Source organism: Enterobacter cloacae complex sp. HYC074_NIDB (assembly GCF_056673345.1).
Map to the genome: position 1 here is coordinate 3,808,290 of NZ_CP114214.1, position 17,861 is coordinate 3,826,150.

General features: G+C 56.5%; 10 protein-coding genes and 1 pseudogene. All 11 read right to left on the reverse strand.

The features are described from left to right. Positions 1–33 precede the first annotated feature (33 nt). Positions 34–1,854 (reverse strand): exodeoxyribonuclease V subunit alpha, encoded by a 1,821-nt coding sequence (gene recD / locus O1724_RS18540; RefSeq protein ID WP_126296841.1) that lies wholly within the window; start codon positions 1,852–1,854, stop codon positions 34–36. After that, positions 1,851–5,393 (reverse strand): exodeoxyribonuclease V subunit beta, encoded by a 3,543-nt coding sequence (gene recB, locus O1724_RS18545; protein ID WP_214595345.1) that lies wholly within the window; start codon positions 5,391–5,393, stop codon positions 1,851–1,853. Before recB ends, recD begins: the two co-directional genes overlap by 4 nt. After that, complete coding sequence (gene ptrA, locus O1724_RS18550; RefSeq protein WP_048209543.1) at positions 5,390–8,272, reverse strand: pitrilysin; 2,883 nt, start codon at positions 8,270–8,272, stop codon at positions 5,390–5,392. Before ptrA ends, recB begins: the two co-directional genes overlap by 4 nt. A gap of 139 nt (positions 8,273–8,411) precedes the next feature. Continuing rightward, complete coding sequence (gene recC, locus O1724_RS18555) at positions 8,412–11,786, reverse strand: exodeoxyribonuclease V subunit gamma (protein WP_003862774.1); 3,375 nt, start codon at positions 11,784–11,786, stop codon at positions 8,412–8,414. A 12-nt stretch (positions 11,787–11,798) separates the two neighbouring features. Next, positions 11,799–12,122: a prepilin-type N-terminal cleavage/methylation domain-containing protein gene (locus O1724_RS18560; protein ID WP_003862776.1), complete on the reverse strand. Its 324-nt coding sequence runs from the start codon at positions 12,120–12,122 to the stop codon at positions 11,799–11,801. Further along, entirely contained in the window at positions 12,107–12,505 is a 399-nt protein-coding gene (locus O1724_RS18565; RefSeq protein ID WP_003862778.1) for a DUF2509 family protein, read from the reverse strand. Before O1724_RS18565 ends, O1724_RS18560 begins: the two co-directional genes overlap by 16 nt. Further along, positions 12,502–13,061: pseudogene (locus O1724_RS18570) on the reverse strand (prepilin peptidase-dependent protein). The gene O1724_RS18565 and the pseudogene O1724_RS18570 overlap by 4 nt, the downstream one beginning before the upstream one ends. Then, positions 13,052–13,516, reverse strand: a complete 465-nt coding sequence (locus O1724_RS18575; protein WP_003862783.1) for a prepilin peptidase-dependent protein — start codon at positions 13,514–13,516, stop codon at positions 13,052–13,054. Before O1724_RS18575 ends, O1724_RS18570 begins: the two are co-directional and overlap by 10 nt. Before the next feature lie 184 nt (positions 13,517–13,700). Then, positions 13,701–14,495 (reverse strand): thymidylate synthase, encoded by a 795-nt coding sequence (gene thyA / locus O1724_RS18580; RefSeq protein WP_003862785.1) that lies wholly within the window; start codon positions 14,493–14,495, stop codon positions 13,701–13,703. Positions 14,496–14,501: 6 nt separating this feature from the next. Next, complete coding sequence (lgt, locus tag O1724_RS18585) at positions 14,502–15,377, reverse strand: prolipoprotein diacylglyceryl transferase (protein WP_032610063.1); 876 nt, start codon at positions 15,375–15,377, stop codon at positions 14,502–14,504. Positions 15,378–15,604: 227 nt separating this feature from the next. Beyond that, a complete protein-coding gene (gene ptsP, locus O1724_RS18590; protein ID WP_003862789.1) occupies positions 15,605–17,851 on the reverse strand; it encodes a phosphoenolpyruvate--protein phosphotransferase in 2,247 nt (748 codons plus the stop codon). Between the last annotated feature and the right edge of the window lie 10 nt (positions 17,852–17,861).

Sequence of the window (17,861 nt, forward strand, 5' to 3'; positions counted from 1 at the left end):
CAGTCACCCTCTCCTGTTGGAGAGGGCGTTCACTCAGACAGATTCAAATATCGCGCTTAATCCGCTTCTGCGCTCGGTACGGGTGGCAATAGCCTGGCTCAACACGCGCTCATCCGCATATAGCGACAGGCGCTGGCGCGCACGGGTAATGGCTGTGTAGACCAGTTCGCGGGTCACTACCGGCGACAGCTGTGTCGGCAGGATCAGCGCCGCATGGTTGAACTCGGAGCCCTGAGATTTATGTACCGTCATCGCCCATGCCGTTTCATGCTCTGGCAGGCGGCTGGGCTGGACGGACTTCACGCTACCGTCCGGTAGCTGGAACCAGACGCGCAGACCGTTACCGCGATCGAGCGCAATGCCGATATCCCCGTTGAACAGCCCCAGCGCACTATCGTTGCGGGAGATCATCACTGGCCGGCCTTCATACCATCGCGAATGCAGCTGACGGTTAATTTTGCGTTTCTGCACCAGCAACTGCTCCAGCCTGTCGTTCAGGCCCGTGACGCCAAACGGCCCTTCCCGCAATGCGCACAGAAGCTGGTATTCGCCAAATGCGGCGATGACCTGTCCGGGCTGACTGCGCTGCTGCACGCAGCTCAGAAAATGCTGGTATCCCTGGAGAGCCTCCTCAAGCATAGCCTGATACTCTTCCCCGCTTTGCAGCGATTTCTTTTCAATGTCAGTGAAGGTACCGTCAAACACCGTGCGCGTGGCGTGCCTGTCGCCACGGTTGACCGCCGCAGCCAGCTGGCCGATGCCGGAGTCGCTACCGAAACGGTAGCTTTTTTGCAGCAGGCACAGGCTGTCACGCAGTGCGCCCGCGATCGGCGTGTGATCGGGTTCAAGCGAGCAGCCGGTCAGACGGGCGAGCTCCTGCGCCCGCGCGGCGGTATAACCGTAACTGGCGTAGGTACAGATATCTCCCAGCACCGCCCCGGCTTCTACAGAGGCGAGCTGGTCGCGATCGCCCAGGAAAACCACCCGCGCATGGGGTGGCAGAGCATCAATCAGGCGCGACATCATGGTCAGGTCGATCATGGAGGCTTCATCCACCACCAGCACGTCCAGATGCAGCGGATTACCCGCATGGTAGCGCAGCCGCTGGCTACCCGGCTGCGCGCCGAGCAGACGGTGCAGAGTACTTGCTTCACCCGGGAAAAGCGCAAGCTGCTCCTGAGTGAGCGGCAGCTGTTGCATCGCGCCGCCCAGTGATTCGGTCAGACGCGCCGCAGCCTTCCCGGTGGGCGCCGCCAGACGAATACGGCATCGCTGCTCTCCTGAAAGCTGTATCAGGGCTGCCAGCAGCTTTGCGACGGTCGTTGTTTTCCCCGTTCCCGGGCCGCCGGATATCACCGAGATCCGCCGCGTCAGGGCGACGGCCGCCGCCACTTTCTGCCAGTCTGTGTCCTCACCGGAGTCAAACAGCCTGTCCAGCGTCTGGCGAAGCTGTGCTTCGTCGCAGGGAAGCGGCGCATTGGTCTCACTAAAGAAACGCGCTACCGTCAGTTCATTTCGCCACAGGCGGTTCAGGTATAAGCGCTCCCCCGTCAGGATCAGCGGTGCCTGGTTGTCTCCCGGCCCAACGGCTGACGATTCCCGCAAGATTTTCTGCCAGTCCACCTTATCTCCCAGCAGCACAAAGCAGGACTGGAGGACAGGCGGCATTTTCTCGTCAACCACCAGACGCGAGAGCGGCAGACACACATGCCCCTCTCCGGCATCTTTACTCAACAGGGCAGCGGCAAGCATCACGGCGGGCTGGTCAGCGGCAATCATCATGGCAAACTGCACGTCCAGCTGACGCAGCACGCGTTGCTCTACCGCATCCAGCAATAAGTCCTGCATCGTCATGCCATCTCCTCCGTGTTTGCTGCAAACAGGTTATCCATTTTATTAATCAATTCCGCATCCGGACGAGTGCTGAAGATCCCGGAGCGCGGATCGGCAGCGTCAACCCCGCGCAGGAACAGGTAGATGACGCCGCCAAAATGATCGTCGTAGCGGTAATCCGCAATACGGTGGCGCAAATAGCGGTGCAGCGCCAGGGTATAGAGCTGATATTGCAGATCGTAGCGATGCATTTGCATGGCGGCCGCCATCGCCTGCTGGGTATAGGCTGCGCTGTTCTCGCCCAGCCAGTTTGATTTGTAATCCAGCAGGTAGTACCGTCCTTCGTGACGGAAGACCAGGTCGATAAACCCTTTCAGCATGCCCTGCACCTGACGGAAGTTCAGCGGCGGGCAACCGGCTGACAGCGGATCGTACTGACGGATAAGCGCATCGAGCGCGTCGGCCTTAAGCGGGCCTGCGACGGGCAGATAAAACTCCATCTCAACCTGCTTATTTTTGGCCGTTAACTGGCGAAGAGAGAAGCCCTGCGCCGTCAGCGGCGCTTGCAAAATGGCGTTGATCCAGTCAGTGAGAACGGGCTGCCAGTGCGCGTCATAGCCTCCGCTCTGCAACATCTTCAGCACCCACTCCTCACTGACAGGCTGGGTGAAATCAAGCTCTTCAAAAAGGCTGTGCAAAAAGGTGCCCGGCGACGCGCCGCGTGGGAACTGATGCGGAGTTAACGTCGGTTCAACCGGAACATCGCCTACCCCTGCGGCATCCACGTCCAGCTTCGGCATGAGATCCTGCGCAATACTTTGCCCTTGCTGTTGCAGGCCAGAATAGCTGGTGACGCGCCAGTCGTCGGCAAGCACCCGTGTGATCTGGCGCGCGTTAAGATCGGTCACGGGCTCTTGCGCCATTTCCCAGCGGCTGTTGTCTGGCAGAGAAGGGATATGCAGGGCGATATCGTCTCCGCAAAGCGACTCAATACAGAGGCGCAACCCCGCCGAATCTTTTGGCTCACCACGCTGAATAAGCCACCCTAAGGCGCTTAAATGGAAATCGCTCTCCCCTGTTTTTTCCCCGCGACGGCGGAAAACCGGCGCGACGCCCAGGCTGCAATGCCAGACAGAACGGGTCAGCGCCACGTAAAGCAGGCGCAAATCCTCCGCCAGACGCTCCGCTTCCGCCAGCTCAACACTGGTTTCCGCCTTGCTGAGATCGAGCACCGCATCGAAAGTCTCGCGGTCATGATAATAGGCCTGATCCTGAACGCGGTAGTTGGCGATAAAGGGCAGCCAGACCAGCGGATACTCGAGACCTTTCGATTTGTGAATGGTGACGATTTGCACCAGATGCTTATCGCTCTCAAGACGCATCTGCTGGCTTGAGGCGTTACTGTTTGGATCCGCGATTTGCTGCGCCAGCCAGCGCACGAGGGCATGTTCACTTTCAAGCTGGGTGCCGGCTTCCTGCAACAGTTCGCTGATGTGTAAAATATCGGTAAGACGTCTTTCACCGCCGGATGACGCCAGCATATTTTCGGCAATCTGACGCCGCGTCATCAATTCGCGCAGCATCGCCATGACGCCGCGTTTTTGCCAGCGTTCACGGTAATGGACAAACTCTTCCACCACCGCATCCCATGCGTTTTCGTCATGGTTGAGCTCATCAATATCGCGCGCGTTCAAACCCAGCATAGAGCTGGCCAGCGCGCTTCGAAGCGTATTTTCGCGCTCCGGCGCCAGTACCGCCTGAAGCAGCCAGAGCATTTCCTGGGCTTCCAGCGTGTCGAACACGCTGTCACGGTTAGAGAGATACACTGATGGAATATCCAGCAATGTTAGCGCATCGCGGATTAACGCCGCTTCCTGACGACTGCGCACCAGCACGGTAATATCAGAGGCTTTAACAGGATTTGCCTGTTCCCCCTTCCACAGCAGCGCCTCGCCGCGGTTGCCTGCGCTCAGCCAGTCACGGATTTGCGCGGCGCAGTGCTGGGCCATCACCGCCTGATAGTCAGCAACGCCATAGCCTTCCCCTTCAAGCAGCCAGAAGGTCATGGCGGGCTGCTCCGCGCCACTGACTTCGAAGCGCAGGGATGCGTTTTTTGGGGCGGATTTCACCGGCAGAAAAGGGATTTCCTTGAACATGAACGCCGTCTCCATACGGCTGAACAGCGCATTGACGCTCTCAACCATCCCCGGAGCGGAACGCCAGTTGGTGTCTAACGTGTAATGCGCGACAACTTCACTACGGGCTTTCATATAGGTGAAGATATCTGCCCCACGGAAGGCGTAAATCGCCTGTTTAGGGTCGCCAATCAACAACAGGGCAGTGTCGGGCTGCTGTCGCCAGATGCGGCGAAAAATGCGGTACTGCTGGGGGTCGGTGTCCTGAAATTCGTCAATCATCGCCACCGGAAAACGGGTACGGATCGCGCTGGCGAGCGCTTCACCATTCTCGCTGGACAGGGCTTCGTCCAGGCGGCTCAGCATGTCATCAAACCCCAGCTCGCCCCGGCGACGTTTTTCGCGCGCGACGGCCTGGCGGATCTCCGTCATGGCGCGGGTGATCATCAGGTCATTGAGCGTTAATGGCTCCGCAAGCAGCGCTTCAATCGCCACAAACAGGGGATGCTCAGGCACAATACCGTCGGCTTTGGTTCGCTCGGTCAAAAAGCGTTGCGAAAATTTTTCCAGTGCGTCCGGAAGCTGGTAACCCCGCGTCTCCTCCTGGGCCCAGGCGCTGATCTTTTCGATCCACTTCCCCTGGTTCCCACGGTTGAACTTGCGTCTGTCGATGCCTGAGTTTTCGATGATTGCATCAATTTCACCGACCGACTCATTCCACTTCTGCTTAAGCGCGGCAATTTTGGCGACGATCTTTTCATGGCGCGAGGCCAGCGTTTCATCGGCAGGCGGAGGTGATTTAATGACCGGCGCCTCGCCTTGCAGGTAACGGTCGATGGCGCGAAGAAGCTCTTCCGGACCTTTCCACAGGGCGTGAACCGCTTCGGCAATGTCGCGCTGCAACGGATAACAGTGTCGACGCCAGAAATCCGCACAGGCCTGATAGCGAAGCTCGGATTCATCTTCAATAAGCTGCTGCTCAAAGAGCATGCCGGATTCAAACGCATTCAGGCTCAGCATGCGCTGACAAAAACCGTGAATGGTGAAGACGGACGCTTCATCCATTTGCCGTTCGGCCAGCAGCAGCCATTGCGCAGCCTGTTGCTTATCCGCAATCTCGTCCAGCAGGCTCGCGTAGAGGGGGTTATCCGTCGTCTGACGCAGACAGGCGATGCGCAGCTCATGAATGTTGCTGCGAATACGGCCACGCAGCTCGGCAGTGGCCGCTTCGGTGAAGGTTACCACCAGCAGCTCTTCCACGCTTAACGGGCGCGAAAAAGCGGCGTTGCCGCCGAGCCCCAACAGCAGACGCAGATAGAGCGCGGCGATGGTATAGGTTTTTCCCGTTCCCGCTGAGGCTTCAATCAGTCGCTCACCCTGTAGAGGTAAACTTAGGGGATCAAGCGGCTCAGCGGTATGGGTCATTCTTTCTTACTCCAGGGCATTGTTTGTTGCAGCGCGCTGACGCTCTTCCAGACGGTCCACTCTTTTGATTTTACGTAGTCCGTTTTCCCGTTCTGGCTGCCAGAAACCTGAGACAGGATGGCCATACCCTGCGGTTTTACTACCGCCTGATGGAAGAAATCGGCAACCTTTTGTGGCGTCAGCTGTTTTATTTCGGCCACTATTTTATCACGCGAATCAAATTTCATATTACCGCGATCAAAATCTTTGCTCAGCTGCGAGGCCTCTTCACCCAGCGTCTGCGGCGGTTGCATCACCTGGGCGATAACCGCCTGCTGGATTTGGGCAAACTCTTCCGGCTTCATGGCGCGCAGTTTTGCTTCCGCCTGCGGGAAGAACGCCTGATAACGCTGCCACAGGTAAGCGGGTTGCTTGTCACTGCTTTGCAGAAGGAAGCCCAGCCCCCACTGACGGCCCACATTCATGGAGAAAGCGAACACCGCATAGCCCAGCTGCTCTTCGGTGCGCAGCTGGTTGTAAAACCACGGCTGAATAATTTGACCAAGCACCGCACTCTGGGCAGAGCTGGTAAATTCGTCATAACCGACAGGGACAAACACCGCGGCCAGCGCGGAATCCGTGCTGCTTCCCGCTTTTTCGAAGATCACGTTCTGCTTTTTCTCTACCAGCACATCCTGGTTACGGCACCACTCATCGCCTTTTGAACCCAGTTGCGCACGGACGTTTTGCGCCAGCGTTTTAGCCTGATCTTCGCTCATATTCCCTACAACCAGGAACTCCGGACGGGTATTGGTTTTCAGCGCATCACGGTAAGCCAGCACCTCTTTTAAGGTGACTGAGGGCAATATCGCGCGGCGATCTTCGCGCTGGAAGTACGGAATTTGCGACAGCATCTGTGCTGGCATAATCGCCTGATCGTAGGCTTTACCCTTCTCGGCAGAATCCATCATCTGGGCATACCAGGACTTAGCCTGCTCGAGCTGTTCTTCCGTAGGCGTATAGCTGAAATAACCGTCCAGCAGCGCCTGGAACAGCTGCGGCAAACGCTGGGTATAGCCGTTGGCATTCACCATCAGGCCGTTATTGGCGTTGGTGGAGAAACTGATACCACCAACGGCAGCCTGGTTGCTGAGCTGATCGAGGGCAATACCGGCCAGATAATCATTAAGCGCAAACAGCACCTGGTTTCTGGCGCTGTCCATTGCTTTGGGGTTACGCAGCACCACGCTGACATCCGCTTTTGGCTCGTCGGCGAAATAGCGGCTTGGGGTGTAGACCACGCGCAGCGTCGGCTCATCAACAATCAGCTCCGGGTGCGGATACGCCTTTGCGGGTTTGATCAGCGAGAAATCGTCCGGAATGTAGGGGTTAAGCTCCGGTAACTTCAGCGCAATTTCCCCCGCCTTTTTCTGCCAGCCCGCGAAGGTCTGTTCGCTGATTTTTTCAACCTGATACGGGGCATCAACGAAGTAGGCCATTTTGTTATGCGGTTCGTTCGGGCTGATATACCAGACGCGGGCATTCTGCGGAGTCATCATCGCCAGACGCGCTTTGAGCGCTCCGGCGTCAAACTGGTCGGCAATATTTACCGCATCCAGCGTATGTTCCACCGGCACGCGGATCATGGTATCTGCCAGCCACTCAACGTAGTCCATATCACGCGTGATAGAGGGATAGCGGAAATCGAGATCCAGCACGTGCGCCAGCTCGTCAAAGTAGCGTTTATCGACGCCTTTGTCGCGCAGCAGAGAGAGGTAACTGAAAATGGCCGCAACGACGTCGTCCCGGTGAGCCAGCCCTTTATCGGTCAGCGTCGCGGAGATGGCCAGCACGCCGCTATTCCCATTTACAACGGGATCGGAGTCAGCGCGAATACCTTCCACCAGCCCCTGCTTTTGCAGCCAGTCGGAGAGCGTACCCGGGCTGCGGTTGCCGATAAGATACGTCACCAGCTCGTCGGTTTTGCTGCGGAACTGCGCCGTGTTGTTATCAATACGGAATTCAACGCGTAACACCTTGCGCGGCAAGGCCGGCACATAGTGAATAACAATGCCTTTTTGCGCGTCCGTGACAACTGGCACGTTAATCTGCGGCAGATCGATATTTTTATTTGGCACCCTGCCGTAGGTCTGCGCGGCCATGTTTGCCAGCGTCGGCAACGGTTTATTGCTGTAGATAACCGCTTTCATCAGATTGGCGGAATAGTATTTTTCACGAAACGCATGCAGCGCATCGAGCACCGGGCTACCTGGCTTGTCGCTCAGCGTTTCAAGGTTGCCGCCTGAGAAGCGCGAACCCGGGTGCGCCGGATTGATGGTTTCAGCACTAACCTGCGCCATGCGCATACCGTCTCGCGTGCGCGCCATCGTCAGTTCGGCGTTCACGGCATTACGTTCACGGTCAGCGTATTTTTTATCCAGCAGCGGTGCGGCGATGGCATCCGCCAGACGATCCACCGCCCCATCAAGCGCATCATTTTCCACTTCCAGGTAAAACGCGGTGCGATACGGCGCGGTACTAGCGTTGTGGCTGCCGCCATGCATTTTCAGAAATTCGGACAGGCTGTCAGGCTGTGGGTATTTTTTAGATCCCATCAGCGTCATGTGCTCAAGGTAGTGCGCCAGTCCCGGATGGGCGTCAGGATCTTCCAGCGAACCCACCGGCACAACCAGCGCGGAGAGCGATTTCACCGCCTGAGGATCGGAAACCAGCAGTACGGTCATCCCGTTATCAAGACGAATCGCCTGATACTGACGGGTGTCCTTATCGCTCTTACGGATTGTTTCCTTGACAGGTTGCCAACCGGAATCGGCCTGTGTGACGGGAGCCCAAAGGGCGATAAACAAAACAAACGCTTTGAACAAGGTGCTGCCTGGCATTACGACCTCTTTATCACGGCTACATCATTAACAACGTGCGTGCTGGACACGCCAGCATCTCTTTCTTTGGGTACATCAGTCCGTGATAAGAGGTGCATCATAAATGAACACCTCATACTGCGCAATTTTTATACAGCACTCAGGACTGATTAAATTTGTATAACGGTAACAGGTAGCGTTGCGCCTCCTGGGTGATAATGTCGAAATATTCTGGCTCCAGCGTTCGCCATAAACGTTGATACCAGACATCGTCACCTTCGCCACGTACCATCATGTTCCCTTCGTAGGCCTGCAAAAACTTGCTGCGCGCTTTCTGGAGCGAAGCCTCATCCGTTAACATGGCATCATTCTGCGCGTCATAACAGGCTTTTATCCATGCCCCCCCACTTTCAGGCAGCAAAAGCAGGGGTTTGTTCATGCCCTGACGGTAACCTTCAATATAAAGCGACAGGTACGTCAACGCCTGCTCAGGCTCCATCCGCGGGAAGCGCCATTCGCCGTCCTTACGTACAAACAACCGGCTTTCACCTTCGTGACCACTCGCACTGTAGACAAGATGTTCGAGCCAGAGTTGCAGGCCATGTGAAACGCTGAGCATGGATGGGCGCCAACGCAGCAGCCCGTCAGACTGCACGTGCGTGAGCCAGCCGCTAAGGTGCATACCGTTACAATCGAGATCGATTTCAATGCTGCTCGCCGGCTGCCGACACGCGATAACGCGGTCAGCTAGCGCTCGCATCTCCTCGCACTGGGCATCCCAGACGATTTCGCCGAATGCACCATACGGAAGTAATCCCGACGCCCTGTAACGTCGAAACAGTTTACTGGCGTCTTCTTCGTCAACCAGCGCATTCAGAAGCTGGGAATTAAGCTTAAAACGCTCCAGCCCATCAAGAATAAACGGTTCCGCATCGGGGATTTCGCTCTCTTCAGAGCGGAAATTCACCTGCAAGCGTTGCTGGAAAAACGCCCGAACCGGGTGTGCCCAAAAGCGCTGTAGCTGCTCAAACGTGAGGGTGTCTATAGCGCGCGGTTCGAGCGCCTGAATAAAATCGGTTTGCGGCGTCCCCGCTTTCTTCGCGGCGGGAAGCCACTCGCGGGCATAGCTTTGCAGTTCATCAGGAACGTAGTTGACAGGATCGAACGGCATACGGCTATGGTGGCAAGTGATATGCGCTATCACCCGACGTTCGCTTTCGTCGCAGTTGCAGGCTTCATCGCCCGGCAGATAGTGGCTCTGTCCAATGTAGTCCACTAGCTCCTGCACCAGCACAGACGGGAAACGCTCGCTGTTATCCTGAATTGAACGTCCGATATAGCTGATATAAAGCCTGCTTTGCGCAGACATCAGCGCCTCAAGGAAGAGATAACGGTCATCATCGCGGCGGCTGCGGTCACCCCGCTTCGGTTGTGCGCTCATAAGATCAAAGCCCAGAGGCGGCAGCGCACGCGGATAAATACCGTCGTTCATGCCAAGCAGACAGACCACTTTGAACGGGATTGAACGCATTGGCATCAGGGTACAAATATTCACCGGCCCCGCAAGGAAGCGCTGGCTGATGCGCTCCTGATCGAGACGTTGCGTCAGCTCATCACGCAGAAGCGAAAGGGGAACCGCCTCGTGATAGTGCGAATTAACCCCTTCATCAACGATGGCCTGCCACTGCTTCTCGATAAGCGCCATGGCGGCTTCAGTTTCGCTGTCCGGCAGGAAGAAATCATTCAGCATTTCGCGGCAAACTGGCAGCCACTCTTCGAGCGGGCGGGGCTGCATCAATGCACGGCGCCAGCGGTTGAGCTGCATAAGCAGCGAGGCTAAGTGACCAACCAGTTCCGCGATCAACCCACTGGATTCATCGTACGGCAGCACGTCATTCCATTCGCCGTGGATGCTCTCCATTGCATACCCCAGCAGCATGCGCGTCAGCCCAAACTGCCAGGTATGCTGGCCGGTTGCTGGCAGTTCGAACTCCTGGACGTTATCATCGTCGATACCCCAGCGGACACCGGATTCGTTGACCCACTGGCGCAGATAGCGCAACCCCTCTTCGTTAATGTTGAAACGTGCGGCCAGAACTGGCACATCCAGCAGTGCCAGCACATCCTCAGAGATAAACCGGCTATCAGGCAGCGAAAGCAGGCTGATAAAGGCCTGTAGCGCCGGGTGTGACTGACGAGCGCGACGGTCAGAGATTGCGTAGGGCAGATAGCGGTCGCCCGTTGCGCTGCCAAATACCGCCTGAATAAACGGGCTGTAGCTGTCGATATCCGCCACCATCACCACGATATCGCGCGGTGTCAGGGTTGGGTCGTCCTGCAACATGGCCAGCAGGCGGTCATGAAGAATTTCAACTTCACGCTGTGGGCTGTGACAAACGTGGATCGCGATACTACGATCGTCAGGATCCAGTTTTCGCTTCTTATCGCTTCGCGCAAACTCCTCGGCAGTGATCCCGGCAACGGCACGGTTCTCTAAATCCAGAATATCAAGCTGAATATTGTGCAGCAGGCTATCCGGCGTAATATCGGCAAACGCATCCACATCCCCTTCTCCCGAGGAGGTGATATCTGAAAGCAGATAAATATAGTCACGTCCGAGCTTGCCCCACGAGGCAAGCAGCGGGTTCGGCAGGTTCTGAATCCCCTCTTCATCAAAAAGCTGCGCCGCGTTTTCACTGTCTTTAAACAGCGGCACCGCGCGTTCTTCAAAGAGACGTTTTCTCTGACGGGTGACCAGCCGTGAAAGCCAGCGCGGATCCTGAATATCCCCCCAATAGTGCCGACACGGGTTGGTAAAGAGGATATGGATATCAGTGTGCTTACCGAGCGCTTTTAGCGCGTTCAGGTAGACAGGCGGCAACGCGGAGATACCGCAAATGAACACGCGTGACGGCAAACGGGCTGGCCGTTCTGCGCTGTTCTCAAGTATCGAGATAAAGCGATCGTACAAGTTAGCACGGTGCCACTTAGGCTGACCGAGTTTCCCGGTATGCTCGACCAGCGCTTTCCAGAGCGGCGCCTGCCAGATTTGCGCTTCCGGTAACCCATCGACTAATTCTCCCGCTTCCCAGCGAATCAGCCAGTCTGCACGGTAAACCAGATACTGGTCATAGAGGTCGGCAGTACGTGAGGCCAGCTGGAAAAGTTTACGCTTGTCGGTGTCGTCATTCAGGTAGTGCCGCAGCATGGCAAACTCATCACGCGCCAGCATGTCCGGCAGCAGCGTCATCAGTTTCCAGGCCATGCTTTGTTTGTTGAAGGCGCTCTGCTCAGGGATGTCCGGCAGGACGCGAACAAACATCTCCCAGATAAAGCTCGCGGGCAGCGGAAAATCGATGTTCGCCGCAATGCCAAATTTCTGCGAAAGGGACATTTGCAGCCACTGCGCCATACCGGTGCTCTGCACCAGCACCATTTCTGGCTCAAACGGATCGTCAAGACGCTCTTGCTCAACGATATACTCCATCAGTGCTTCCAGCACATCCAGACGATTTGAGTGGTAAACCCTTAGCATAAACGCTCCCGACTAGCGGCTAACCGGGCAGTGCAGACGCGTTAACGCGCCCTGCCGCCCCATAGGAGAAATAAGTGTGACCGTGATGCTGACACATCCGGACTGTGTTGTCTGCCCCCGACTGACCTGCCAGCCCGGCGGGAGCGTTAATGTTGAGATCTGCGATTGATTCCACGCATGATGCCATAGCTGACGATACTGGCTAAGCGCCGCATACCGGGCTGCCAGCGCGCGATGATATCCGGATAACGCCGTCACAACCACAACCAGCAACATCATTGCCAGCAAAACCTCCACCATGCTAAATCCTTTTTGTCTGCTCAGGGTAACTGACATAGCGTACTTTCCTTAAGGGGGCAGAAATCACTCCAGCCGTGGGCGGAAAAGCGTATCTGCCCTTCCGCGATGTCCCCGCCTTGCCATAGCAACAGATCGTCATTGCCGGCAATAAGCAAAACACGCTCCCCAAACAACCTTACACAGACCCGCAAACGCTGTGTCTGTTTGCACTGAACCTCTGGCTGTAAAGCCCATTCCTGAACGCGCCCCCACTCCAGTGCAGATTGCACGGCAGCCTGCTGGCGAACAGACAAACTCTCGCCACTTACCAGCGTGCTAAAGGTTTGCAACTGCTGATTTAATCCGGTGAGGATCAGCGTGCCGAGCACCAGCAATAGCAGGACCAGCGCCAGCGATGACATGCCCCGCTGACGATTCACAGATTAAACCCCGTTACGGTATGGCGAGCCGAAAAGGGGGCGGTCAGTTCACCTTTACGGCGGGCACGCAGCTCGATACTGATGACCGGCGCAAAGCCAGCACGATCGGTTTTAGTGACCATAAATTGCTCTATCAGGACCCGATCCGGGTCGGTGAGCTTATCCCATCCCTTACCGTCACAGGATGTGGCGCCCCGCAGCGTTTCAAGCGATCCGGACTCAAGCCGGAATCCCGTACTGTCGTTTTCTGACGCGGTGCTATCCCACTGGCCGTTGCTGTTCGCATCCCATTGCACAATCGCACATCGTCCTTGCCTGCCGATGATCATCCCCTGTCCCTGGCAATGCCCTGCACAGTATCCTGCTCTCTGAAACTGTTTACCGACCGCGAACAGACGTTGCCAGACCTCATCCTCCAGCTCCTGCTGCCCGGATTGCAGTAAAACCCCCGCTGTAGCCCCGGTAAAAAACGTGACGTGCTGAGTAACAGAATGCTGCTTATCGTCATCGTAATCAGCACTTCCAGCAGGGAAAACCCTTTTCGATTTACTGGCATGCACCTTCTCCTGCGGCATTACACAGCCTGATACGTCCGCCATTTGAGACAATAACCCACCACCCACCAGCGCGGCTCTGCACCCGGATATGTCCGGCCCACGCGGTATCTCTTAAACCGTAAAATCCCAGCGCAGGTGTTATGTCGCTTATCGTGACCCCTGGCCACATCGGCTTCATCACGAACGGTCCGCCGCTGTCACAACCGGTCACCGCTGAACTGGCCAGACAGTTCTTTTCACCGTCGTTATACAGCGCGATCCTGTGCTCGCTGTTGTGACGGTTGGCGTCATTGCGCAAAAACACCAGGTAATCCCGCACCTGGCAGGCGGTTTGCCAAAGCCGCTGCCGCTGCTGCCAGCTGTCCCAGCCATAGAGTCCTGTGGCGCTGAGGATCACTGCCAGCGAAACGGCGATAAGGGTTTCGATAAGCGTAAAGCCTTGTTCGTTTTTCATGGCGGGAGTGTGGAGGAATAGCAGAAACGGTGCGAGCGTCAAACCAGAACTTTACGAGCCGCTTTCAGGAGATTTTCACCCGTTGCAACGCGTTGCATCATCTCTGGAAACAGGTTCGAAAAACAAAACGGGCGTGAAAAAAAACCGGCGCTAAAGAGCACCGGTTGTGTCAGGATTTGCCGTATCAGATGGCGACAGGAGCTTTAATGCCGGGATGCGGGTCGTAACCCTCAATCTCGAAATCATCAAAACGGTAATCGAAGATCGAGTCCGGTTTACGTTTGATCACCAGCTTCGGCAATGCACGCGGTTCGCGCGTCAGCTGGAGATGCGTCTGTTCCATATGATTGCTGTAGAGGTGGGTATCACCGCCCGTCCAGACAAAATCGCCCACTTCAAGATCGCACTGCTGCGCCATCATGTGCACCAACAGCGCGTAGCTGGCGATGTTAAACGGCAGGCCGAGGAACACGTCGCAGGAGCGTTGATAGAGCTGGCAGGAGAGCTTGCCGTCCGCCACGTAAAACTGGAAAAACGCGTGGCAAGGCGCCAGCGCCATTTTATCCAGTTCACCCACGTTCCAGGCAGAGACAATGATACGGCGCGAGTCCGGATCATTTTTCAGCTGGTTTATGACGGTCGTGATCTGGTCGATATGGCGGCCGTCCGGGGTAGGCCACGCGCGCCATTGCTTGCCGTAGACCGGACCCAGGTCGCCGTTCTCATCTGCCCACTCGTCCCAGATGGAGACATTGTTTTCATGTAGATAAGCAACGTTGGTATCGCCTTGCAGGAACCAGAGCAGTTCATGAATGATCGAGCGCAGATGGCAGCGCTTCGTTGTCACCAGAGGAAAGCCTTCTTGCAGATTGAAGCGCATCTGGTGGCCAAAAATGGAGAGCGTACCGGTGCCGGTGCGGTCGTTTTTCGGCGTGCCCTCGTCGAGCACTTTTTTCATCAATTCAAGATACTGTTTCATGATTCCTCAGGAAAGTTGTTGCTGTGGACGACGACGATACGCCCAAATCATCATAATGGCACCCGCGACAATCATCGGGATGGAGAGGATCTGCCCCATGCTGATGTACTGTACCCATTCACCGGTAAACTGCGCATCCGGCTGGCGGAAGAACTCGACGATGATACGAAACGCGCCGTAGCCAATCAGGAACAGACCGGAGACAGCCCCCATTGGACGCGGTTTGCGGATATAAAGATTCAGGATGATGAATAGCACCACGCCTTCCAGCGCCAGCTCATAGAGCTGTGACATATGGCGCGGCAGGACGCCGTAGGTATCGAAAATGGGCTGCCACTCAGGATGCGAAGGCAGCAGCGCGATATCCTCTGCGCGGGAGCCCGGGAACAGCATGGTAAACGGCACGCTCGGATCGACACGCCCCCACAGCTCACCGTTGATGAAATTGCCCAGACGCCCTGCGCCCAGCCCAAACGGGATTAACGGCGCAATAAAATCAGCCACCTGGAAGAAGTTGCGTTTGGTGCGTCTGGCGAAGATCACCATCACGAGGATCACACCAATCAGTCCGCCGTGGAAGGACATACCGCCGTCCCAGACGCGGAACAGATAGAGCGGGTCGTTCAGGAATACCGGGAAATTATAGAACAGGACATAACCGATGCGACCTCCCAGGAATACGCCGAGGAAGCCGGCATAAAGCAGGTTTTCCACTTCGTTCTTCGTCCATCCACTGCCCGGACGACTGGCGCGACGGCCAGCAAGCCACATGGCAAAAACGAAGCCCACCAGGTACATCAGACCGTACCAGTGCAGCGCTACAGGTCCTATTGAGAAAATAACCGGATCGAATTCCGGAAAATGCAGATAACCACTGTTCATCTGTCACCACAAGATGTTGTTATTCCGCTGAAAGTGGACAGCGGGTGAATTGCATTCCCGCCGTTGGCAGGTGCTCCAAAGTTGCGAATCATAGCATAAGGCAGGCGCGGAGGATGCGCCTGAGATGTAAAAGATGTGTATAGGGGTTCATGCGCGCAGTTCTCCCTCACCCCATCCCTCTCCCTCAAGGGAGAGGGGTCGTCTGAGCAGTCATTATTTTGTGGGGATCAGCGGCCACCGCGGATCAAACCGCCCATGCCGCGTCGCTCCATAAACGCAGCCACCTGATGGCGCACTTCGGCTGCCAGCTGTGCTTCCAGGCTACGCGCGGCCAGTTCGCGCGCCTCATCTTGTTCGATGTGACGTAACAGGTATTTCACACGCGCAACGGAACGTCCGTTCATTGACAGGTGACGGAAACCGAGACCAATCAGGATCGCCACGCACATCGGATCGCCGGCCATTTCACCGCACAGGCGCAGGTCGATATTATGCTGCTCGGCTTCGCGGGCGATCATCGCCAGGGCACGAAGCATCGCCGGATGCAGGCTATCGTAGATGCTGGCAACACGCGTATTGTTGCGATCGACTGCCAGAATGTATTGCGTTAAGTCGTTGGTACCAACGGAGATAAAATCAACGCGGGTCGCCAGCTGCGGCAACATAAAGACCATTGAAGGCACTTCAAGCATCACGCCGATACGGGGTTTAGGGATCGCATAGCCGATCATCTCTTCCACTTCGCGCCCTGCACGTTCTATCAACCGCCGCGCTTCGTCGATCTCGTCAATACTGGTGACCATCGGCAGCAAAATGCTGAGATTCCCCGTGGCCGCGTTGGCACGCAGCATGGCACGAACCTGGATAAGGAAGATTTCCGGCTGATCGAGGGTTATGCGGATCCCACGCCAGCCGAGGCAGGGATTCTCTTCACTGATGGGCATATAGGGCAGTTGCTTATCCGCGCCGACGTCCAGGGTGCGCAACGTGACGGGTTTGTCATTAAACATCTGCAACATGCCCTGATACTGCGCCACCTGCTCCTCTTCTGACGGGAAGCCGCTTTGCAGCATAAACGGTATTTCAGTGCGGTAGAGGCCGATGCCATCGATGCGGCTGCCGAGCTTCTCTTCATGCTCGGGGCTTAAGCCAGCGTTGAGCATCACCTTCACCCGCTCACCGCTCTTGAGCTGCGCGGGCAGGTTGACGTCATCTTCCGCCAGCTTGCTTAATTCATTCTCTTCGCTGATAAGACGCTGGTACTCCTGAAGGAGAACCGGTTCAGGATCCACCAGCAACTCACCACGATATCCGTCCACCACCAGCGTACGGCGATGCAGTACGGAGGGCTGAATATCCGCCCCCATCACGGTCGGAATACCGAGCGCGCGCACCATAATGGCGGCATGGGAGTTAGCAGCGCCATCGCGCACCACCACGCCCGCCAGCCTGTCCTGCGGTAATTCAGCCAGCGTCGTCGCTGAGAGTTCATCGGCCACCAGCACAAACCGGTTCGGCCAGGCGTTCGCCCCCTGAATAGTATCATCGAGGTGGAACAGCAGACGTTGCCCAAGCGCGCGTAAATCGCCGGCGCGCTCTTTCAGATAACCGTCAGTCAGCACCGCAAACTGCTCAGCAAATTTTTCAATGACCTTTTTAACCGCCCATTCTGCCACCGACCCTTTATCGACCTCGGCAAATAACTCACGACGCAAACGCGCATCGGAAAGCAGGTGTGAGTAGAGATCGAAAATAGCCGCCGTCTCTTTTTGCGCGCCAGCGGCAAAGCGTTTGCTGTAGCGACGAAACTCATTCGCCGCCTCTTCCAGCGCAGCGGTAAGCCGTTCGCGCTCAAGCGCTTCATCCAGCGTCGAGGCTTCGTAGACCTGCTCCATCAGCGGGAGCGTGGCATCCATCCAGCCTTCGGCAATCGCGACGCCCGGCGAGGCCGGAAGCGCGCGGATGCGGGTATGACGATACTGCCCAAAAAGGGCTGCCAGCTGAGACTGGGAGAGGATAGCAGCCATCTGCGTTGCCAGCGTGACGAGGAAAGACTCCTCGCTTTCGTCGTACTGCCGCAACTCTCGTTGCTGGACAACAAGCACGCCAAGCAGTTGGCGGCGCTGAATAATCGGCACGCCAAGGAAAGCGCGGAACCGCTCCTCTTTGACGGAAGGGATATATTTGAAGCTGGGGTGTTTTTGCGCATCGGCAAGGTTGATTGGCTCCGCCAGTCGCCCGACCAGGCCAACAATACCTTCATCAAACGCGAGCGTGACGGTACGTCCCCGTGGTTTTTTTAAACCGCGGGTTGCCATCAGGTAGTAGCAACGTCGGTCATGATCGGCCAGGTAGACCGAACAGACCTCGGTTTCCATCGCAAGACAGATGTCCGTCACCAGAATATTCAGCGCCTCGTTGAGGCGAGGCGCACTGGCAACCTTTTCAACTATTTCTCGCAAGCGGGTGAGCATGATTTGCGTA